The sequence below is a fragment of the Mesorhizobium sp. M1E.F.Ca.ET.041.01.1.1 genome (assembly GCF_003997355.1).
Classification (GTDB): Bacteria; Pseudomonadota; Alphaproteobacteria; order Rhizobiales; family Rhizobiaceae; genus Mesorhizobium.
Window position 1 is genome coordinate 1 of sequence record NZ_RZSL01000037.1, and the last position, 21954, is coordinate 21954.

The 21954-nt window shown below is 59.3% G+C and carries 12 protein-coding genes and 6 pseudogenes; 11 read left to right on the forward strand and 7 right to left on the reverse strand.

Translation table 11 applies throughout. The features are described 5' to 3' along the window. Positions 1–597: 597 nt before the first annotated feature. The gene (locus EOA38_RS05700) at positions 598–1719 is read right to left on the reverse strand and encodes a DUF418 domain-containing protein (RefSeq protein WP_024505387.1); all 1122 of its coding nucleotides are present in this window, start codon (positions 1717–1719) and stop codon (positions 598–600) included. A 754-nt stretch (positions 1720–2473) separates the two neighbouring features. On the opposite strand from EOA38_RS05700, the gene EOA38_RS05705 reads away from it, so the two are divergent. The 7 genes and pseudogenes from EOA38_RS05705 to EOA38_RS05735 all read left to right on the forward strand — a co-directional run bounded on the left by EOA38_RS05705 (position 2474) and on the right by EOA38_RS05735 (position 12614). Next, the gene (locus EOA38_RS05705) at positions 2474–2932 is read left to right on the forward strand and encodes a response regulator transcription factor (RefSeq protein ID WP_224570033.1); all 459 of its coding nucleotides are present in this window, start codon (positions 2474–2476) and stop codon (positions 2930–2932) included. A gap of 244 nt (positions 2933–3176) precedes the next feature. After that, positions 3177–3609, forward strand: a pseudogene (locus EOA38_RS05710) (helix-turn-helix domain-containing protein); the annotation flags it as partial. Positions 3610–4228: 619 nt separating this feature from the next. Further along, positions 4229–4888 (forward strand): response regulator transcription factor, encoded by a 660-nt coding sequence (locus EOA38_RS05715; protein WP_127298708.1) that lies wholly within the window; start codon positions 4229–4231, stop codon positions 4886–4888. After that, entirely contained in the window at positions 4885–6213 is a 1329-nt protein-coding gene (locus EOA38_RS05720; protein WP_126063917.1) for a HAMP domain-containing sensor histidine kinase, read from the forward strand. The genes EOA38_RS05715 and EOA38_RS05720 overlap by 4 nt, the downstream gene beginning before the upstream one ends. Before the next feature lie 1933 nt (positions 6214–8146). After that, a pseudogene (locus EOA38_RS05725) lies at positions 8147–9451 on the forward strand (pitrilysin family protein); the annotation flags it as partial. A gap of 549 nt (positions 9452–10000) precedes the next feature. After that, positions 10001–10726: pseudogene (locus EOA38_RS41100) on the forward strand (pitrilysin family protein); the annotation flags it as partial. 412 nt (positions 10727–11138) lie between these two features. Next, on the forward strand, positions 11139–12614 hold the full coding sequence (locus EOA38_RS05735; protein ID WP_095486045.1) for an NAD-dependent succinate-semialdehyde dehydrogenase: 1476 nt from the start codon (positions 11139–11141) through the stop codon (positions 12612–12614). A 786-nt stretch (positions 12615–13400) separates the two neighbouring features. Here the strand turns inward: EOA38_RS05735 and EOA38_RS05740 are convergent. Beyond that, complete coding sequence (locus tag EOA38_RS05740) at positions 13401–13916, reverse strand: DUF2285 domain-containing protein (protein ID WP_224570032.1); 516 nt, start codon at positions 13914–13916, stop codon at positions 13401–13403. A 793-nt stretch (positions 13917–14709) separates the two neighbouring features. On the opposite strand from EOA38_RS05740, the gene EOA38_RS05745 reads away from it, so the two are divergent. Together EOA38_RS05745 and EOA38_RS05750 are read left to right on the forward strand one after the other, a co-directional pair. Further along, entirely contained in the window at positions 14710–15165 is a 456-nt protein-coding gene (locus EOA38_RS05745) for a transposase (RefSeq protein ID WP_256748481.1), read from the forward strand. A gap of 763 nt (positions 15166–15928) precedes the next feature. Further along, positions 15929–16174 (forward strand): tyrosine-type recombinase/integrase, encoded by a 246-nt coding sequence (locus EOA38_RS05750; protein WP_126080680.1) that lies wholly within the window; start codon positions 15929–15931, stop codon positions 16172–16174. Here EOA38_RS05750 and EOA38_RS05755 read toward each other — a convergent pair. The 3 genes and pseudogenes from EOA38_RS05755 to EOA38_RS40220 form a co-directional block, all read right to left on the reverse strand. Next, positions 16140–16769, reverse strand: a complete 630-nt coding sequence (locus tag EOA38_RS05755) for a hypothetical protein (protein WP_127298709.1) — start codon at positions 16767–16769, stop codon at positions 16140–16142. The genes EOA38_RS05750 and EOA38_RS05755 overlap by 35 nt on opposite strands. Positions 16770–16961: 192 nt before the next feature. After that, a pseudogene (locus EOA38_RS40215) lies at positions 16962–17275 on the reverse strand (ATP-binding protein); the annotation flags it as partial. A 10-nt stretch (positions 17276–17285) separates the two neighbouring features. Next, positions 17286–17818: pseudogene (locus tag EOA38_RS40220) on the reverse strand (IS21 family transposase); the annotation flags it as partial. 516 nt (positions 17819–18334) lie between these two features. On the opposite strand from EOA38_RS40220, the gene EOA38_RS05770 reads away from it, so the two are divergent. Next, entirely contained in the window at positions 18335–18691 is a 357-nt protein-coding gene (locus tag EOA38_RS05770) for a hypothetical protein (protein ID WP_126080678.1), read from the forward strand. 569 nt (positions 18692–19260) lie between these two features. Here EOA38_RS05770 and EOA38_RS05775 read toward each other — a convergent pair. Then, complete coding sequence (locus tag EOA38_RS05775) at positions 19261–20577, reverse strand: HipA domain-containing protein (protein ID WP_063169281.1); 1317 nt, start codon at positions 20575–20577, stop codon at positions 19261–19263. After that, complete coding sequence (locus tag EOA38_RS05780; RefSeq protein ID WP_063169282.1) at positions 20567–20905, reverse strand: helix-turn-helix transcriptional regulator; 339 nt, start codon at positions 20903–20905, stop codon at positions 20567–20569. Before EOA38_RS05780 ends, EOA38_RS05775 begins: the two co-directional genes overlap by 11 nt. A gap of 611 nt (positions 20906–21516) precedes the next feature. Between EOA38_RS05780 and EOA38_RS05790 the strand changes: the two are divergent. Further along, a pseudogene (locus EOA38_RS05790) lies at positions 21517–21954 on the forward strand (aldehyde dehydrogenase family protein); the annotation flags it as partial.

Here is a 21954-nt window from a genome sequence, read left to right on the forward strand (position 1 = left end):
CCCTCATGAAAGCCGATCCCGACGCTGTCCAGCGCCGCGAAATCCTGACCAGCATATGGCGCATCGGATGCCACCGCCTGCACACTCACCATCGACATGCCGGAACTCGGAACCAAAGGCCGCAAGCCTCGCCGGCCTCGGCAAAATGGAGCGGCCGCGCCTGGGCGGCCGGGCCAATGTTCGCCAGGCCCTCTACATGCCCGGCCCTTCGCCCTGCGCTTCAACCCCGACCTCAAGGCAAAATACCAGGCGCTAAAGGCGGCAGGCAAACCCGCAAAGGTCATCATCTTGTTGCGAAAGCTCCTCATCCTAGCAAACGCTCTCCTCAAGGCGCAGCGAAAATGGCCCCTAAAACCCTTGACCGAAACGGATACCTTAGCCTTTCAGGTGAGGCGGGCCGAGATAGACCAACCGCGGGTTTAACTTCGCGAGTTTAAGCTGATTATGCCGATGCAACTCTAGCGCCTGCGCGACCGTTTTAGCTTCCATCAACAAGGCGGCAGGGTGGGAGGAAGTACCCTCCCCTGCCGCGAACAAGCTTTGGACAAAGCCCCACCTTGTCCGTAATGTGATCGGGAGGCCGGGGCGCGGCGGTGCTCAGCGGATGTGACGCGCGAGATCTGCGACCCTACCCATCAGCACTTCCATCGGTCCTCGCTGGAAGACGCGCAGCCAAAGCACCGCAAAAGTGCTGATAACCACAACGAAGCCAAAGAGCGTGGACAGGCTCTCGTCTTTGAAAATGTTTATCTTCATAAGATAGGCTATTCCCGCAATGTGCAGCACATAGGCCGTCAAAGACATCGAGCCGACTGCGATTATTGGCCAGACCAGCTTTCGCAGACGCGGGAGCGCATCCACAGCGAGCATGCAAGCCGCCAAGATGATCATTGCGCAACCGGTGCTGCCCACGATCGAAAGCGTCGTTTCGCTATGAGGTGCGGCTATCCATGACGACTTGACTATAAATGACGACTTGGAAGGCTCAAAAGCGCCGTCAACGTCAGACCACCACAAGGAGGTTTCAGTCAAAGCGCGGGAACTCAGCGCGAGCAAGGATCCCCCATGGCCCAACACGGCCAGCGCGACCCCCGCCAGACCAAGGCGCCAATGCGCTGCTAGCGTATTAAGATTAAGGCGCGCGATGGCCATGCCAGCGATGAGGAAAGGAACCCAGGTCACCGCGGGATAGTAGCCGTTGACCATGAGGTTGAAGACCGGGTCGAGGAGGTTGGGGGCAACCGACAGAAGGGAGGAACGGACTTGCGGGAGAACTAATGCCGTAGCGGCAGCGATCAAGCCCAGCTGATATGCGCTGAGCCGATGGAGCGGCAATACCAACAAGAAGCAAATTCCGTAGTATTCTAGGATGACTTCGACCTGGGTACCGAGGCAGCCCAGGATTGAGCCAAGCGCGAGCAAAACAAGGGCACGAATTGCGACTCTGGCGATGGCCTGTCTACCGGCTATCCCCGACTTCGGCGCCTTGCGACCTGTAATCAGGAGGATTGAAAAACCGGCCAATACGGCAAACAGGGCCGACGGCCGCCCATGGGTTAGTTCCATCAGAAACCCGACTAGTCCTCCTTCGCCGGGGTCGGGACCGAGATGGGCGGCATACATCCCGAAGACAGCCAGGCCCCGAGCGAGGTCGATGCCGACCAGCCGATCTACTACCGACCCATTCCTAGCGTCGGCAACCGGTGCCTTCATTACCATGGTAGATTCCCTTGCTGGGTGTGTGGATCGCGGGAGCCGCGATAGGAGAGCCGGTCGGCTGCTGCCGTCGCCTCGTGAAAGGGTTCAAAACATCGCGCCATCTGGCGCATCGAGCCGGCGACAGAGCTGTTCAGCCATTAGCCTGGGGTAAGAACAACAGATCGGCTCACAAAGCCTGTGTCACGGACCTGAAAAGTGGTGTCGCGGAACCGTCGTTTTTTGCATGATGGCTAAGCCGAGAGATCCACTGCACCGACGAGAGACTCAGCGACGTTAGATATCCGATCAGTACGCCGCGGCTCCGCCGGTGACGATCACCCCGGGTGTCAAGGCCAGGGCGTAAACCTGCCATAATCTGTGGTAGTGCGCCCGCGACCAATCCGTTCGACAAAGCTCGGCGCATGGTCGAGCCAATCATATTCTTCCATGTGGCTGTTGCCTGAAAAACCGAAGACGCCGTTCGCTGGTCCAGCTGTTCCAGACCTCGGCCTGCGTCGGTCATTAGAACCGGCGCGCCTGTTTCCCAAATCAATTTGCTGATGCAGCCGCCGGGGGTCACATTGAGCAAAAGTGCCGAGGTCAGGACGGGTTTCATAGGGGCTCTTCGTTTGGCTTTGTTAACGACCCCTTTCTTGCAAGTTGTAGCTGACAGCAGCCTGAAAGCTCCCCAAATAATTCGCTGCCGCCGGTTCAGCCTATTGTCAGCTTCGACCAATAAGATGGGAGCCTTGCCCTCATACCGGAGCTCGGCAGCATGATGCGAATACTGCTCACTGAAGACGATAAGGACCTTGGAAGTGCTATGCACGATCATTTGGTGGCTGGTGGCCACGCGGTCGACTGGGCCAAGAACCTGTCCGAAGCGCGCGATTATGCAGCTGTGGTCGGCTACGACCTTATTTTGCTCGACGTTCACCTGCCGGACGGCAATGGGATCGACTATCTGCGGGAGCTGATCAAGGAACTTGAATCGGCACCGGTCATCATTCTGACAGCCTGCGATCGGATTTCGCATCGCATCGAGGGCTTCAACGCTGGAGCCGACGACTATTTGGTCAAGCCGTTCGATCTGGGGGAACTCTCAGCGCGTATCCATGCAGTGGCACGTCGCCATGGGCATTTTCCGGAGCCGCAATTTTCGGTTGGGACGCTTTCCATACAGGCAGCCGAGCGACGCCTCTTCCGCGACGGGCAGGAGGTCTACCTGACTTGACGCGGATGGGCGGTGCTCGACTACCGTCTGCCCCAGCCCTGCACGGTCGTTTCAAAAGGGAAGATCGTGGACGCGCTTTTCGGCAGACGGCGCTGATTCATACTCTAAAAGAAAATTCGGCTTCCAGTTGCCTTGGCCATGACTGCCCTTCCCGAAAGATGGGTGACAGTTCATTCCGGATAGATGGGTTACACTTTCGGCCCTTTGCAAGGAGAGCAAGGTGCCTTGGAAGGAGTGTAACGTCATGGAAGAGCGGCTGAAGTTCGTCGCCCGGCTGCTGGACGGCGAGAAGATGGCGGTGCTTTGCCGGGAGTTCGATATCTCGCGCAAGACCGGCTACAAGATCCTCACGCGCTACAACGACAGCGGCCTGGAGGGGCTGACGGACCGATCGCGGCGGCCCTATCGCCACGCCAATCAGCTTCCGTTTCAAATCGAGAAGCTGATTGTGCGCCTCAAGCAAGACAAGCCGACATGGGGTGCGCCGAAGATACGCGAGCGGCTGGCCCGGCTGTATCCGGATGTGCACCGGCCCGCGATCTCGACCGTGCATGCCGTGCTCGACCGCCGGCATGGTCGAGCGCCGCAAGCGCAGGCGCAACAGGGCGACGGGGACACCACTTTCAAACGGCTGTCGCCCTAACGATCTTTGGTGTGCCGACTACAAGGGCGAGTTCGGCAGAGAACACGGCCGGGACAGGGGATCACAAACACTTGACCGTTCCAGACCCTGGCAGTGGCGCATCGATTGACCGTTGGCTCTGTTCGTGGGCACCGAAAATAGGGCCTTCTTGGTCCTCGGCAGAGAATATGGCCCGGACGGGGGATAACAAACACTTGACCGTTCCAGACTCTGGCAGTGGCGCATCGATTGACCGTCGACTCTGTTCGCGAGCGCCGAAAATACGGACGACCCCTATGGTCAAAGTGCACTTCTGACCTGCTAGGCACTGTTCGATAACTGGAGGCACCCGCTACGGTGCCCTCGTATTTAAGACACCTGTCAGTTTCAAGCCTGGACATTGACGCGTGGCGCGGCTGCCATTCGTTGACCGCCACGTCGAATTGCCCGCCAACCAGTGTACAGCCGCCGGTGGTCACATTGAGCAAAAGTGCCGAGATCAGGAGGGGTTTCATAAGGCCTCTTCGTTTGGCTTTGTTAACGACCCCTTTCTTGCAATTGTAGCTGACAGCAGCCTGAAAGCCCCCAGATATTCGCTGGCGCCGGTTCAGCCTACTGTCAGCTTCGATCAATAAGGCAGGAGCCTTGCCCTCATACCGGAGCTCGGCAGCCTGATGCGAATACTGCTCATTGAAGACGACGACGACCTTAGAAGTGCTGTGCACGATCATTTGGTGGCTGGTGGCCACGCGGTCGACTGGGCCGAGGGCCTGTCCGGAGCGCGCGGTCATGCAGCTGTGGCCGGCTACGACGTTATTTTGCTCGACGTTCACCTGCCGGACGGCAATGGCATCGACTATCTGCGGGAGCTGATCAAGGGGCTTGATACAACGCCGGTCATCATTCTGACAGCCCGCGATCGGATTTCGCACCGCATCGAGGGGCTCAACGCTGGCGCCGACGACTATTTGGTCAAGCCGTTCGATCTGGGGGAACTCTCGGCACGCATCCGTGCAGTGGCACGTCGCCAAGGGCATTTTTCGGAGCCGCAATTTTCGGTTGGGACGCTTTCCATACAGGCAGCCGAGCGACGCCTCTTCCGCGACGGGCAGGAGGTCCACCTGTCTGGACGCGAATGGGCGGTGCTCGACTGCCTTCTACGCCGGCCCGGTTCGGTCGTTTCAAAGGGGAGGATCGAGCACGCGCTTTATTCATTCAATTCGGAGTTCGAGAGCAACACAGTGGAGGTTTATGTCAGCCGGCTCCGCAAGAAGATCGGCGGGGATAGAATAGCAACCGTGCGTGGCTCCGGATACAGGCTCGTGGTCACATGACGAACTCGAACAGCATGACGAGAAAGCTGATATCGTGGTTAGGCGGGGCAACGCTCCTGGTTTGGATCGCCGCCCCAACCATTGCTGCGTTCATTTTTTGCAATAATGTAAACGAAAGTTCGGATGACTTGCTCCAGGCGAGCGCAGAGTACAGAGAACCAGAGCTGATCAAGGTCTTGAATGGAAAACACGTTGATCAATACAATAACCACTTGCCAACTTATAAAAAGTACTGGACCTATCGTGAGCAGGTTATTAATAAGTACGGGGTAGTGCTTATTTCCGAACCGGAAGAGGGTCAGCAGCCCTTCCCTGATGCTCCCCTGAGTAACGGCTTTTGGGGAAACGCTGATTACCGCGTCTACACAGAGGAGATCCAAGACGGCGTGTATCATCAGTTGGCCGAACCGCTTGATGGCCGCCGTACCACAATCGCGAAGGGCGCACTTTTTGTCTTCCTTCCGACACTCGTGCTCCTGCCCTTTAGCTTAGCTGTTTGGTGGATCGTGATCCGGCGCTCGCTGCGGCCAATCGAGGTACTGCGACAGCAGATCGGATCGCGCGACGGCGGCAATCTGTCACCAATGGACTTGGGCGATTTCCCGGCAGAGTTGGCTCCAATCGCGGCATCCGTCAATCGGCTTCTCGATCGTCTGCGGGCGGCTCTCGAGGCCGAACGCGAGTTCGCCGCAAACAGTGCGCATGAACTGCGCACGCCGATCGCAGGTTCAATCGCTCAGATGCAGAGATTAGTGGCCGAGCTTCCCAATGGGTCGGCCAAAATGCGTGCGCGCGGCATCGAGCAAGCGCTGTCGAGCCTTGGCCGCCTTGTCGAAAAAGTGCTTCAGCTCGCTCAAGCCGAATCGGGGGTTGGCATGGCGGATCACGCGATCGATCTTGTCCGATCGGTTCGGCTGGAAATCGACGACCTGAGGAAAAAGCCGCAATATGCCGGACGCCTGCATCTTAACGTCGACGGCTGCACCACTTTGATGCGCAAAGTGGATGTCGATGCGTTTGGGATCCTCCTTCGTAACCTGATCGAGAATGCGCTGATACATGGACTGCCCACTGTTCCGACAACAGTTTCCGTCCAAACTGATGGAACCATCGCTATTGCAAACGCCGGACCGGTGGTGCCCCTCCCCGACCTCGAAGGGCTTACAAAGCGATTTAGTCGTGGTGCTACTCCTGCTGCGGGCTCAGGCCTTGGTCTACATATCGCTAACATGGTTATCCAGCGGATCGGTGGCAGTCTAGAGCTTGCGTCGCCCGCCCGCGGTCGCAATGATGGTTTCGAGGCGATCATACGAATTCCTCAATGACACCGGTGAATTCGACGACAGTTGGACACAGGGCGGATTGCTGGCAAGGCTGCTGACAGGGCGAACTGTACGGCAGTATGTATACGGCGTAGAAATCGTACTTCACACAACGCATTTCGGCCGCGGCAATCAATGCCGCTATCATCGTCTGAGCAGTTCGATCGAAGCGACACGACATGATCGGCAAAATCGAAGGCTCCGCCTCACCGCTCGCTCGATTTCGCCCGGGGAGAAAAAAGGCCATCCGAGAAAGTGCAAGCCGCCGCGCAAAGGCGACGTGTCCAATTGTCTGGGTGCCCCTGTGCGCCGGCCCGATCGGGTTGGCGGGGTCCAGTAAGGACCCGGACCAACCATTCCATTTAGACGACCGGCAGGTTTTAATCGGCGTCCGGATCGCCGTCCCAAAATGCCCCAAGTATACGGCTAGAAAGGCTGCCAACGATCGAGCTTTGGTCGGAGGCGTGCTTGTCAGCGTCTTGGGTGCTTGACCGGCCTTTGCAATGGCCATCGCCATCGCAAGTATCGTGCGTGGCCAGTGAGACCGCAATTTCATCAGCCTGGAGCCGACCGTATCGGTGCTTTTTTATGATTTAGGGATTTTTCGTTTTCCTCTTGGATCATCACGGGTTTGGAGAGGATCTGGTGTTAAGTGCCATTCGGAGCGCCGGCGAACCGCCCGAAATTAATGTGGTCGAGTGATGAAGCCTCCCGAATGCGTTAAACGAGACCCTTTATGGCGGCCCTGGCTGACAACAGTCTGAAAGCTGCAAGCGGCATGCGAAAATGGGGCGATCCTGAATGACGACAGATGCTATCAACATGAAAGAGGCTCGCCCTGAAAGCTGAGCACGCTTTATGCTCAGGCTGCTGACAAGGCCAAAGCAGCGTAAGTGCGTAGTGAAATCCAAGGTCCACATGGGTCGTCGCGCGTCCCATGCGCCTGGGAAGGCGCCGGCCCGGCCAAGCTTTCCCAGCTCGTCCGCATGATGCTTCGCTGAGCGTCAATGGACGTTGGCGCGAGACCAAGGCGTCGTGCGTTGCAATCCGGACGGTCCAGGGTATCAGGAGTTTCACGGCCTCGGCCCGCTTGGCTGGCCACAGTTGAAGCTCCAACGTACCGGCTGGCACCGGGAAATTGGGCTCTGCGCTGCCTCAACGCTGATGGCACGGTCAATGCTTGCCTACCGATGGGGCCGCCCATGCCGTGATGCTGTCGGTCGACGTTCGCAAACCAGACCCTCGCGAGACCCAGCGAAGGGGCTCGCCGGTACGACGAGGGACCTTACCTCTTTATGCGCGGCATCATTAGCCTTACACGTCGTCCCTCGCGCTCGGGTCTTTGTGGGGCGGATGAAGTCCTGATCGCGGTGGCACTGCTGCATGTTTGCGTAAGACCCATCCAGTCACGATCGCGCTGTCCTTCGATGTCGCGGTGCTGATAGGCGGGCAGATCGGTGTGCGCGGCGCCCGCCAAAGGATCGTCGTCACGCCGGAGGAGGCGAGCGTCATAGCCGGCGCGCCGGCGAAAGGCGCTTTCTGTCGGATGCCCGACAATGTCGGATATCGCAAGTATCAAGGTTGGATCAAACCTTGCGAATCGGGGCTTTCTTACTTGGCACGGGGCATGCTCAGGTATCCGCAAACACCCAATGGATAACGAGCAGACTTCCCATGGCCTCACCATGCCGAAAGTTTCCCGGACGCATCCAAAGATGAGGCTCGCGTCAGGCCCAGCAACACGCTGACGGCTCATGTGGCTCGGCGTCGCGTGCCGATCCACTTTCTCCCAATAGGCGTTCGGGAGACATAGATCCTTCAAAATGAGGAACAGATCACTTTGCCAGGAACGCAGCCCATAACCCCACTCTCCCTACCAGAACTACCAAGCAAGCCCCGCACTCATGGGCTTCGCAGGACGTCCGTTGCGTCCGAGTTGGTCGGCGCGGGGCCGGCTCCGATCCCCGTCGCATGGGAGGACGGCAAGGCGAGGGATTTCGTGCTCGACAACGGCATGGAGGTGGTCGTCATTCCCAACCACCGGGCGCCGATCGTCACCCACATGGTGTGGTACAAGATCGGCAGCGCCGACGAGCCGCCGGGCAAATCCGGCATCGCCCATTTCTTCGAGCATCTGATGTTCAAGGCGACGACCAACCATGCGGGCGGCGAATTCGACCGCGCAGTGTTCGAGATCGGCGGCTCCAACAACGCCTTCACCTCCTCCGACTACACCGCCTTCTATCAGACAGTGGCGCCGTCGGCGCTCGAGCTGATGATGAGCTTCGAGGCCGACCGAATGCGAAACCTCATCCTGACCGACGATGTCGTCAAGACCGAGCGCGATGTGGTCATCGAGGAGCGCCGCTCAAGCACCGACACCAACCCGCAGGACGTTCTCCATGAGGAGATCGACGCGACGCTGTGGCAGAACCACCCCTATCGCATCCCGATCATCGGCTGGATGCAGGAGATCGAGCAGCTGAACCGCGTCGACGCCACCGTCTTCTATGAAAAGTACTACTGGCCCAACAACTCCGTGCTGATCGTGGCCGGCGATGTCGAACCGGACACGGTGCGGGCGCTGGCCGAAAAGACCTATGGCAAGGTGGCGCGCGGACCTGACCTGCCGCCGCGCATCCGGCCGGTTGAGCCCGAGCAGAACACCAGGCGCACCGTCACGCTCTCAGACGCCCGCGTCAGCGTGCCCAGTTTTTCGACGCAGTGGGTGGTGCCGTCCTACCACACCGCCAAGCCGGGCGAGGCCGAAGCGCTCGACCTGCTGGCCGAAATTCTCGGCGGCGGTAACCGCGGCCGGCTCTACCAGGCGCTCGCTGTCCAGCAAGGTATCGCTTCCAGCGCCCGCGTCTATTTCCAGGGCACTGTGCTCGACGACACCAAGTTCGCCATCTATGGCGCACCGCGCGGCGATGCCAAGCTGGCTGATCTCGAAGCGGCGGCCGCTGCCGAAGTTGCCCGCATTGCCGAGGATGGTGTCAGCAACGAGGAACTAGGCAAGGCCAAGGACCACTATTTGCTCAATATGATCTTTGCGGAAGACAACCTGGACTGGCTCGCCAGCATCTACGGCTCGACGCTGGCCACCGGCGGTACCGTGAAGGATGTCGAGGAACGGCCGAATCGCATCCGCAAGGTTACCCCCGAGCAAATCAAAGCAGTTGCCGCCCGCTATCTCGCGTTCGACCGTTCGACCACGGGCTATCTCTTGCCCAAGACGGAGAATCAAGAGATGACGCTCGGCGCTCGGCCCCATGCTGCGATGAACATCCAGGAGGTGAAGTCCGAAAAGGGCATCATCGCCTGGCTGGTGGAGGACCACACAGTGGAAATCGTCAACATCGGCTTTGCCTTCAAGGGCGGCACCAAGCAGGACCCGGTCGGGAAGGAGGGGATGGCCAAACTGATGGCCGGCCTGTTCATCGAAGGCGCTGGCCATTACGACAGCGGTGCCTTCCAGGTGAAGCTCGACCATGCCGGCGCCGAAATGAGTTTGGACGCGCAAAGCGACGACATCTACGGATCGATGTGCATGCTTTCCAAAAAGCAGGACGCGGCGTTCGGCCTGCTTCGGCTCGCGCTGAACGCGCCGCGCTTCGAGCAGGGGCCGATCGATCGCGTCCGCGCCGAGATTGTCTCCCGCATCGTCGGCAGCGAGCGAGACCCTAACGCCATCGCTCAGCGCAAATGGCTGCGCGCGATCTATGGCGCGCATCCTTGTTCAAGGCCGGGAGAAGGCACAAAAGAGAGCCTCCCCGGCATCACGCCGTCCGACCTCCGCGCCTTCCACCAGGCCATTTTCGCTCGCGACGGGCTCCATATTGCCGTGGTGGGTGACATTGACGCGAACACGTTGAGGGAAAGGCTTGACCAGCTGTTTGGTGATTTGCCTGAGCAACAAACCCTCGTCCCCGTCTACGATGTCGCGCCGAAACTCGGTCAACTGGTGGAGGAGAACTACGACCTGCCGCAGACTTCGCTGACGTTGGCCTGGCCTGGCGTGAAGCCTAGCGCGCCGGATTTCTACGCGGCCGTGCTGCTGAACGACATCCTTGGCGGCTCATACTTGACTTCCCGCCTTTACGAGGAGGTACGTCAAAAACGCGGCCTTGCCTATCACGTCAGCTCTGAACTAACCCTTGACTCGCTTCTGGTTACGACAGAGACACGCTCGGACTGCGCTGCCCAAACACTGAGCATCGTGCGAGATGTGGTAAAGCAGATGGCGCAGCAAGGACCGACCGGGGCCGAGCTCAAGGCGGCGAAGAAGCACCTGATCGGCGCCTATGCCATCGACCAACTGGGCTCGACCCGCTCGATTGCAGACCGGCTCCTGGATTTGCAGATTCACAAGGCCGACGTCGACTACAACCAGCGTCGCGCCCGCAGCATCGGTCGGGTGACGCTCAAACAGGTCAAGGCGGCGGCCAAAAAGCTGCTTTCGGCCGAGCCCGCCATTTTGGTGGTCGGCCCGCCGCTGGGCGGCAAGGATGAGTAAAGAAACTCATCACACCTTCCTTCTTCATCGGGGCTTCTCGTGGGAAGAGCGTTGGAGGCCCGTGGGCCAAGCAGATCATGCAGACGCGCGGAGTCGTTTTCGCCGACCTTGCGCGGCATTGGCGGTCCGGCGGCCTCTCGCCGAAATGGCGCTCCTCAGCATGTATGCCGCCTTTTTGCAGAATTCAGTCGCACGCCACCAGCAGGCATGGTGGATGAAGCAAACATCCGACTGCTTAATCCATCAATTGATGAACCGCGGGCACTCAAACTAACGAAACTGCTGTCTTTTCATCGGGCTAGCGTGGTCTACCAGCTGCTTTGCCGAGGCCCTACGACGAACCCACTGGTGCAGAATACACACTGACGGCCCGTCGACCTGGATGTTCGCTGCGTTGAGGAGGAATCCGGTATTGCCCCTGTGCCTGCCGATGATCCGTCGCCTGAAATCCCCGCACCTGTTTGGAGCCATCGACCGCCTGCCGGCACTCGGCAGACCAGTTGGCAATAAGACGTTCGAGGTCGTCAATCCGTCGACCGGCGAAGTTTTGGCAGAGCTTCCCGATATGGGCGTGGAGGAGACACGTGCTGCGGTAGACAAGGCCTATGTTGCGCAGTCGGGATGGGCCGCGTTGACGGCCCGAGAACGTAGCGACGTTCTTTGGCGATGGCATCAGCTGATCATCGACCATGCAGGCGATCTCGCCGCGATTCTGACTGCGGAAATGGGCAAGCCGCTTGCCGAAGCCATTTCAGAGGTATCGCATGCGGCGGCGTATCTGCAATGGTATGCCGAAGAGGCCAATCGCGTCTATGGGGAGACGATCTCGGCACCCTCGACAGACCGCCGAATGCTAGTGATCAAGCAGCCCATCGGCGTTGTTGGCACGATCACGCCATGGAATTTCCCGGCCTCCATGGTGGCGCGCAAAATCTCGCCGGCCTTGGCTGCGGGCTGCACAATCGTGCTCAAGCCCGCTGAACAGACGCCGCTTGTGGCTGGCGCAATGTTCGCCCTCGCCCATCAGGCCGGCTTTCCCGATGGCGTGGTCAACCTGATCTATGCGTCCGAAGGTGATCGCGTGGGCCGTGAACTCTGCACCAATTCCAAGATTCGAAAGATCAGCTTCACCGGTTCGACGGAGGTCGGACGGCTGCTGATGCGTCAGTGCTCTGACCAGATCAAGAAGGTCAGCCTTGAACTCGGCGGCAATGCACCTTTCATCATCTTCGATGATGCCGACATTGACGGTGCTGTTGACGGTGCGGTCCAGGCGAAGTTCCGCAATGCCGGCCAGACCTGCGTTTCCGCGAACCGCATTTACGTCCAATCGAGCGTTCACGATGAGTTCGTCAAGAAATTCGTGGAAAGAATCCGGCACTTGTCGGTTGGCGACGGATTCGATGCCGGAGTGGACATCGGACCGCTCATCGACAAGCATGCTCTGGCCAAGATCGAGTCTCACATCGCAGATGCCATTGCGAAAGGCGGCACAATACGATGCGGGGGCCAGCGTATCGGCAAGAATGGCACGTTTTTCGAACCCACGGTCCTCACCGAGATTTCCAGCGTCATGGCAGTCGCGCAAGAGGAGACATTCGGGCCGCTCGCGCCGATCATTCGCTTCAACGATGCGGATCAGGTCGTGCGCGAGGCCAATGACACGATCTACGGCCTCGCCGCATACTTCTATGCCTCAAACCTGAAGCGGGTCTGGCGTGTGGCAGAGGCTCTGGAATATGGCATGGTTGGCATCAACACGGGACGCATGTCCTCGGAGGCGGCACCGTTTGGCGGGATCAAACAATCCGGCATCGGGCGGGAGGGTTCCCGTCATGGCCTCGAGGACTATCTGGAAATGAAATATCTTTGCATGGGCGGGATTTGAAACCTGCTGCACTGTCTCTCCGCCCCACCGGGGGGCGGCCTGCGGTCAATGCCGCCACCTAATTGGAAGTTCCAAACGCCGTTGACCTGAAACACGGATGCCCGGCAGGAGACTGAGCTCGCTGCCGGGCCGGACATGCCTTGGGAGGGCATAAATCAGCGCTCCTAGGGCCGATGGGCCACTCAGTTCGTGCGCCTTTTGCCGATTGCGTTGCATGTGCCGTGCCAAGCCAAAAAGCATTGATAAACCGCCGATGGATCAGCTTTTGCCCTGTTGCGCATTCTACATTGTGGGATATGCGACAATGCCCAAGCGGTTGAATCGTCGTGTTGCAGAACCCCAGACGGGTCATGACTGCTATTCTTAGGACAGTGCGCAGCAAGCCGCTACTCGCTGCACTCCAGGCACACCATTTCCATAATCAAGCGGTGGGTGCTATGTCTGACCGAGCTGTCGACCAGGGAACGGTGTGAGGCCTCAAATCCCTCCATATTGTTGCACCCGCCGGTCCAACAGGACTGCAGGTCCGGACTCAAAGGATCTTGGCTGCTATGGCGACATTGCGGTGCACGCCGCTTTCCGACCAATGATGTGCGTCCAGGTCGAGGCCGGCCCTAATGAACCACCGCCTTGGCACCCTCGCCCATCTCATTTTCGGCATCGACAAGCTAGACCAGAGCGCACTTGCAAGGCGCCATGCAGTCCTGTCGGCGGGCGAACTGTTGGTGACGGGTACAGCTGCGAGCGAACGTTCATCCACCGACGCACAGCGCGGACTGTCGCTTTTCAAATTAGGAAATCTCTGTAGCCACCATTCATGAGCGCGCGGCCACGCGAGACGGCCCGACGGATGCGGTCGCGCAGATGATCGCGAGGATCCGCCCAGTCGGCATGGACGCGCCGTTGACCGATGAGAACTTCGGCGAGCTCGCGATGAGGTGCTCCGGCGAGCGAACCGTCGAGCGCACGAAGAACGAAGGACAAACGAACGCCGCGCTTTTCCGGCGCAAACAAGCGGGGGGGCAACTGTTGCCCTAGACTGAGAGCATTGAGGCACTCCAGTCCCCTCAGTCGATGCTTTAAAAGCACCGCGGGCCAGATGGCTTGCGTATGCAGGCAAACAGGGTGGAGGATATTCGCGCCCGAGACGGCGAGCTGCAGCGCGTGGTCCGCATTGCGAAGAAGAACATGCTGGCTCTTGTCGGGCGCCAGCAGGACGATTGCACGACAGGGCAATGCCGAGAGTTCGAACGGCGGTGTCGGCGACGAGGCAGGCAACCGTTCCGCAATGACCGGCAGCACATGGACGCACCAGAGCGGACACCAGAATACGACCGAAGCGCGGCCACAAGACTCCGCGAAACAGAACACCCCAGCGTGACAGGTCGCCGGCCGACGCGACCATATCGAGAAAGGATTGGAGAGACCAAGTCTTGCAATGCTGGCGCGCAGCGGTCAGATCGCGCTGGAACGCTGGATTGCGGCGTAAGAACTCCCAAGCCCACTCCCGCAGCGTCAGGCCAGCGGTGTAGTCGTATGATCTTTCATCCCGCCAATCGGCCTGATCCGCGCCAGTCAGGAGATTCATGACTGACATCCCCTGCCCGCGCCTGCGTGCGTCGAAACATTATGCCACTTCGCAAAGCATCGGCGTAGGCAGCAGACGTCGAAGACCCCGTTTCGTTGAAGCGTCAGCCATCGCCACTGTCGGCGACAGAAGATGTGCCCAAATTGCCACCAGACCGTCGAACTGGCACAGCGACGGCCAGCGCGACCTGGAATTGATCCCGTAACAGTCATCGGCTCCTGCGTCGCGATCCAGACGTCCCTTGAAGGCGCAGTAGCGCGGCAGTGGATCGCACGCTGCTTGTCGGCAAGTTGTCGTAGCGGCGGCGCCATAGGCACGGTCATCGGAGGGTCTCCTGCGGCAAGCTTTCGCCATTGGAGGCCAATCTCCCCGCTAGGGCAGCCTGTGCAGTTGCACAGGTGAAGCGGATCAATCAGGGGGAGCCATGGCGGAAACTGGATGATGGCGGCTTGAGGAGAGCGGCGTATCGAGGCGGGTGATGAAGCCTGCCAGTACCTCTCAAGGAGAGTGATACGCCATGAACGAGACTATCAACACATTGTTCGCCTTCGTCAGCCCGACGAAATCGATGATACCCTGACGGATGTACTTCGCAGCGGCGCGCGCAAATTGCTTGCGCATGCGATCGAGATGGAGGCCGAGGCGTATGCCAAGGCGGTCGACTGCCTGACGAAAGATCATATTGCGTCGCTGGCGCTCTACGATTTCCCCGCCCAACACTGGGATCATCTGCGAACGTCCAATCCCATCGAAAGCGTCTTTGCAACCGTTCGCTATCGCACGGTGCGTACCAAGGGCTCGCTATCCTCGAAAACCGCCCAGCTGATGGTCTTCAAGCTGTTGGCCGCGGCCAGGAAGTGGCGACGATTGAAAGGACAAAATCAGTTGCCGAAACTCATCGCAGGTGCCAGGTTCCTGGACGGAATCCAGGTCATCGAAACGAAGCCGCAGAGCGCCGCTTGATCAGCCTCGTCACCCAAATTCCAGCATAGCTCCATCGGAACTGCCAGCCTTCCTTGCCGATCAGGCGCATATCAGCGCTGACGATACCGAGGACGGCGATGGCGGTCACCTCCAGGCCGCCGAGTAACGACCCTCAAAACACCGCACTGGTCGAGGCCAGCCTGAACCGGTATCTTGTGCCTGCCCTCGGGAGTCGCTCTATCCACCATGTGATCGACACCGACATTGCTAACGTCACCAAGAAGATCGTCGCCGGGGGTCACCCGCAAGCGGCTAACACGGCCTTCTGGTGTATGCGGGCATTTTTCAACTGGTGTCGCAAACCGCCGCAACGGCTCATCCGCGGTTTCCCCGCGAGGGATTGGAAAATCCGGATCCGGCCCCGATCGTCAAGCGCAAGCGAGTGGTGAACGATGCCGAACTGGCGGCTATATGAACGGGCTGTGAGCCCGAACCGGGCGATATCGGCTATTCGTTCGGCTCCATCGTCAAGCTGCTCATTCTGACCGGACAGAGGCGTACGGAAGTTGCCGCGATGCGTTGGTCCTCAACCTTGAAGCCGGAACATGGAACTATCGGGTGACCGCACGAAGAACGAAGAGCCTACGCTTATTCCGCTGCCCACACTGGCGGTGTCGGTCCCCCAGACGGTACCGAAGACCAATGACACGTTTTTTTCCCTGCGAGGGGCAACGAAAGAAGCCACTTCTCAGGCTACGCGAAGGGCAAGAAGGCTCTAGACGGCAAGGTCAATACTGACGGGGTGGCTTTGGAGAACTGGACCCTTCACGATCTGCGCAGGACGCTCGCGACAAATCTCGGCAGGCGGCAGGTATTGCCACACGTCATCGAGCACATACTGAATCACAAGGCGGCGTCCTTGACAGACATTGGCGAAATCTACAATCTCTATAGCAAAGTCAAGGAGAAGCGCGAGGTGTTGCAGATGTGGTCAAATCACATCGAATGGCTGATCAAGCAGGCTGCGGATGACGCTCTGGCGGCGTAGCTGCTGGCATGGGCGGAAGATGCGGCGCAACAATCGTCAGAGCCTCATCGAATTGGAGATCATGCTTGACCAGCAAATGCGCGGCCAATGCTTCGATGGCCGACCAGTGATCGAGTACTAGCCGGGCCGTGCAATCTTCGATCCGCCCCCAATCGGGGCGGCGCGGCATCAGGAACCGCAACTCACCATAGATTCGCTTGGCATCCGCGTAGTCGCAGCTCCCCTCATTCCCATCGGACGCATTCATCGCCATATCGCGCGGGTCCAGATAGCCTTCGAATGCGGATTCTGCAAAAGGACCTGCCAGACACGCAACTATCTCCCGGATCGCATCATCGCGTTCCAAACATCGATCCATATCGTTCTCGAAAATCGGCTTTCGCTTCGAGGTGAATCCTTGCGCTGAATAAAAACCCGCGCCTTCGACAACACCACCGCACTCTCCGTCACCGGCGTCGGGGTAAATACTAACACTTGAGAAAGCAGGGAGTTCACGGTCGTCGTCGAACGTCTGACGGTGCAAAACGATGGCGGCCACCGCGTGCCCGGCTTCGTGATGCGCCACAGACGGAAGATATTGGGAGGCTACATTCATGCGGTGCGGCTCTCAGATCTAGTTTGCTTTTGCGCATAGGACCGCAATTGTCGTGCCAACTGGGAAAATCGTTTCGGGCAATGCGATCGCTCCGATAGCGTTGCGTCTCCTGTCTGACATTGTTGGGAAGTCGACACGCGCCCGTCGCAATGCGGTCGACCTTCCGCGCGAGTTGGGTGACCCGTGAAGGCGGCCGACCAGGACGATGTTGCGCTGATCGGCGACGAAGGCGCGGCCGGGCGAGATCGCGCATCAGGGGGTGACCGGCGTGTCGGCGAAGTCGAAGTCGTCGATGTCCTTGGCCAGCGGCAACTTGGCGACAGCGAACTGGTATTTGATGGAGCGGGCCTGCTTCTCCGATATCTCGGCCTGCAAGAGATCACCGACAATCCTGGGCGGCTCGTGCCGTCGCTTGATGGCGACGCGCCCATGATCTCGTCATAGGCTCTGCGCATTCCGTAGAGCTTCAGCGCTCCCATCAGTTCCAGTACCTCGGTGCGTTCCATGGCTGTTTGTCCTCCTGAGACTGTCATAGCGGGTGCAGTCGGCGACACTCGTGAGCTAGCTTCAGCGCTTGGGGAATGGAAAGGATCGTGCCCGGCGCCGGATCGCGGCTGCGGGCCAGGATGTTGAGGATCACCGGCGCCGACGATGCACCGTGCTCGATGGCTTCCTGACAGGCGGCCTCGACCGCGCTCAATCCGTCGGTCAGCACCCAGGTGAGGATCAACACCATCTGCCGGTCGACGTCATCAACCGCCTTGAGCTGCGCCGCACCTTCTCCATTGCCGACCGCACGACCCAGCTAAGGAACGGCGCGCGCCGTGTGCCAGGGATCGTAGACGACCTCGTTGCGGCCAAAGGAGCGAACGTGTTCTCCCACGACCACGCCATCCTCTGGCGGATGCGATCCGATCGACATAAGCATGGATCTCGACGGGCCGACCGACGGCACTCGACAGCACCGAGTATTTGTTGTTGTCGAAGCGCACCGTGCAGGTCTTCGACACCGACGGGGGAATGCAGTGGAAGCCGTCGAAGCGACCGGCAGCCGCTCCCGCTGCGGCTTGGCCGCATTCGCCGACAGCAGCCGGTCCCGCGTCTCACGCCGAGCTCCCATGCGGGGATAGGGCTGGTGCTTGCGCTCGTAGCGGAACTCCGTCTGCTCAGAACGCAGGACCTTGCGCACCACCTTGCGCGAGATCTTCAGCTCACGGCAGATCGCCTTGATCGACTTCCCCTGGACCAGCGACAGCCGACGTATCTTTGCAATCGTCTCTAAAACCAACATCCAAAACACAAATGCCTCCGATCAAGCCGGAGGCATCTTGATGACCCCATCGTTAAAGGGTCCCGTTTGGACGAAAATCACCCTTTAAACAGGGTCCCCATTCCACGAAAAATCAATGCACTACCTTCCAAAGCTGCGAGAGATCGCCACCGACCGCTTTGAAGGGGCTTTCGGCGGTCTCGTCAGCGAGGTTGTGGCATGAAGAAACATCAATCCACAGCATTGGGCCGAAGCATGCCACGGGCTCATGCCGCGGGAGAGCGGGAAGATATTCTTGAAAGAAGCGGTCTCCGACATCAATACCGACAGGATGGGCAGCTTTCTCACATCACTTGAGGTCGAGCGTGGCAGTTGCGACCCGCAATGCAAGGCTGGCGGCGATGGATGCCTTTGCGCGGTTCCTGATTTCGGAGCACCCCGAATATTAGGATACGCTGCAACTGGTGGTGACACTTCCCTTCAAGAGGGCGCGTGGGTGGCACCTGTCGAATATCTCGATGAGCCCGGAAATCAAGAGCGTCCTGGCGCGTATCGTCCGCCGCACGCCTTCTGGACAGCGGGATTACGCTCTGTTTTCGCTGATGTTCAATACGGATGCACGAGTTCAGGGATCCTGAATCTTCGATTGTGACCTTCGTCTGGTATCGCCCTGTCCCGCCGAGCAAAGCAACGACCGCCCCACACTGCTCACCCGGTTCGGTGTTCCATACTTGCTGCGCACACATGGCTGCGGGCGAAGGAACCACCATGGCGGAAAAAAGCATCCATCATCGCCCTTTGCGGGACACGACGGCCATCCACCTCGTCAAGGCGGGTGTTGACATCGCCACCATCAGTCGATGGCCAGGCCACTCGGGCTGAACTAACGATGCGCTACGCCCAGGCCGGTATCGATATGAAGCGGCAAGCGCTCGAACAAGGCTTCCCCGACGTGATGTCATCGGCAAAAGATCAGACGATCATCGCTTTGATGGCTGGATGTTTGGCTGGCTGCACCGCTTGTAGACGCTCAGTTATGTGGAGTTGTATCGCGGGAAGTCGCGCGTCTTGGGCTTTTGCGGTGTCAGCTCCACATCTCTCCGCAGTGCACGTTGTCACTGTTGAAGAGCCGTTTGTTCAATCTTCGTCCTGGCACGGCAAGGGTTGTCGATATTGTGGGCGTCTTGCGCTTGCCGAGCTTGTCCGAAATCCAGCGCCGGATCAGGCGTGAACACTGTTGCGTAGTTCGTCAGCCAGAGCGCGGAGAACGTCGGCGCTTCCTTCCAGCGCCGTAAAAGCGTAGGGATTGAGGAACTGTCGGCCCCAGAACAGATTGCGATCTGTGCCGGATAGCGTAGCTTCCTCGCTGACACGCGGCCAATTCTCCGCAATGCATCGGAGCTGGCCTTCAACAATCGCAAGAGCTTCCGGCGCGCTGAGCAGGAAGTGATGCGCCGCTTCAAGGCAGGACGCTATCCGGCTCATGCGGTTATTGCCGCTGATGAGCATGGCCTGGCTGGCCTCCTGGCCACTGCGGGCCTGCGGACAAATATCGTACGCAGGCGTGAGGGTGAGCTTAGCGCCGTCCCAGAATGCCGCATGGTTGCGGGCATGATCGTCGGTGTTGCCGCAAAGTATGTTGAAGACAATGCGGCTGAACAACTCGCGCAGAGTTTCCGACGGCGCGGTGAATCGGTGGCGAATGATCTCCGCCAAATCCTGGTAGCTGGCGTAACGCGCCATCATCTCATCGAGCGCGAGCATCGTCAGCGCTGAGACCATGGATTTGCGTTGCCAGCCGCCCGTGACCTTGATCCGGTCGAATCGCTCGACGAGCAACACGTCGTTGCCTGCGGCGCGAACGAGCGAGACGGATGCCGCTCTGATGCCGCACAAGGCGGCAAGCCGCATGGCTATGAATTCTCCTTTGACGACGCTGTAAAGGTCGGCAGACGAGGAAAATTTCGCGACATGCTTGACGGCGTCACCCTCGATCAGCGCCTTTGGCCTTGCGCCGCCGATCGAGCTGCCGTGATGCAGCGCCTGATCTAATTCGGGGGTGAGCGGAATACCTTTCTCTACCCGCTCCGCCGATTGGACAAGCTCTTCGAGAGTGGCATTGGCCAGTGCGCGCGGCTCGTAATGCATTGGCGAAAACTGAAAATCGAGCGCGCCGATGCGGTCCGAGCCTGATTCCAGCAAGAACGTCAGTTCTGAAATATCGAGCCGCGCGATTTCATCGCCCTTCACACCGAATTTGCGGTTTAGGATAACCCGTCGTCCCCAGGCATCAGGGGCAGCATCGCGGATGCATCCCGGCATGGTTAGGCCAGGAAGCAAAGGCAATTCGCCTGCCTTCAGGGGCAGTTCCGGGAGATAAAGCGGGATCGCGCTTCCCAGTTCACGAAAGCTCCTGCCATAGTTGAAGCTGACGAGTCCGTCATGGGCATATAGCCGCCCGGCGACAACCGGCGCGGTCTCGCCCGGCAGCCAGACCCAGACATAGGCTTCGTCGTACTTGGGGACCTTAGAACTCATCGACGATCTGCTTGCCGGCCTTGTAGACGTGCTTCGGCAGCAGCGCGATGCGATCGTCCATGCGGCCTGTGAGGGCTGTGATGCCATTGCCGTCGGCATCGAACAGCTTCACACCGACAATGGCAGCAGCTTCGAACATCAGTCCGATTTCGACTTTGGGATCGCCCTTCTCGATGCGCTGCAGGGTGCTGCGTGAAACACCGATTCTCTCGGCTAACTCCTGTGCGGTTAACCGGTGCTGCATCCGGCCAAGCCGGATGGTCTTACCGAAAAGGCCAAGCGCTTCCATCGCGTAGCGCGAATAGGTGCGTTTATACGTTGCCTTCATTCGGGTCTCTGTGACCTATGCATGATCCATATCGCCTTCTTTCGAACTTTATATAGGTAATGTCACAGAGCGACTGCCAAAGTCAAGACTCCGTATCGCAAGCGTTACCCATCCGAACGAGGAAGGCGGATATTGCCGACGGCTCCTGCACAACCGGCCAGCTCTGCGCGTCTCGGGCGAGGCGGAGATCTGGCGCTGGATCGCGGACAGCCTTGAGACGCCTCGCATGAGTCATTCATGGGCGGTCCCTGGTGCGGGGCCGCGGCGCTCGACTGCTGGCCGACATTCTCGGCGGCGGGACCCGCATCCGGCTACACCAGCACTTTTCGACCGCATACGCGCCCAGCTTCTCTCCGAAATCATTGCCAATGAGCGCGAACCTCATGCGATCGCCGAGCTGGCCTGGCGGCGCGGAATCTACGCACGCATCCGTATTCGAGACCGCCCAAGGGAGGCTGACTAGCGTAACGCCCTCCGATCTAAGCGCCTTCCACAAAGCCGCTTTCGCACGCGACGGGCTGCATGTGGCGGTCGTAGGCGACATAGATGCCAAGCCCTGAGAGTAAGGCTCTACCAGCTGTTCGGCGATTTGCCTCAGAAACTGGCGCTTGCCGGCGCGAACCAGTGGTATCGCGAGGGCGAGCACGCCGAGCGCTTTTCCTCCGCCCTCCACTGACCACAGACCCGCACGCAACGAAGCCGCGCTCGATCTTATCGTGGCGTGGCTAGGTGCAATGTTTGCTCTCGCCATCAGGCCGGCTTTCCCGATGGCGTGGTCAACCTGATCTATGCGTCCGAAGGTGATCGCGTGGGCCGTGAACTCTGCACCAATTCCAAAGATCAGCTTTACCGGTTCGAACGAGGTCGGACGGCTGCTGATGCGTCAGTGCTCTGACCAGATCAAGAAGGTCAGCCTTGAAACCGGCGGCAATGCACCTTTCATCATCTTCGATGATGCCGACATTGACGGTGCTGTTGACGGTGCGGTCCAGGCGAAGTTCCGCAATGCCGGCCAGACCTGCGTTTCCGCGAACCGCATTTACGTCCAA

Coding starts and splice junctions, on each gene's coding strand:
- EOA38_RS05700 (WP_024505387.1), bottom strand. CDS start 1,719: ATGGTAATGAAGGCACCGGTTGCCGACGCTAGGAATGGGTCGGTAGTA.
- EOA38_RS05705 (WP_224570033.1), top strand. CDS start 2,474: ATGATGCGAATACTGCTCACTGAAGACGATAAGGACCTTGGAAGTGCT.
- EOA38_RS05715 (WP_127298708.1), top strand. CDS start 4,229: ATGCGAATACTGCTCATTGAAGACGACGACGACCTTAGAAGTGCTGTG.
- EOA38_RS05720 (WP_126063917.1), top strand. CDS start 4,885: ATGACGAACTCGAACAGCATGACGAGAAAGCTGATATCGTGGTTAGGC.
- EOA38_RS05755 (WP_127298709.1), bottom strand. CDS start 16,769: ATGAATGTAGCCTCCCAATATCTTCCGTCTGTGGCGCATCACGAAGCC.
- EOA38_RS05775 (WP_063169281.1), bottom strand. CDS start 20,577: ATGAGTTCTAAGGTCCCCAAGTACGACGAAGCCTATGTCTGGGTCTGG.
- EOA38_RS05780 (WP_063169282.1), bottom strand. CDS start 20,905: ATGAAGGCAACGTATAAACGCACCTATTCGCGCTACGCGATGGAAGCG.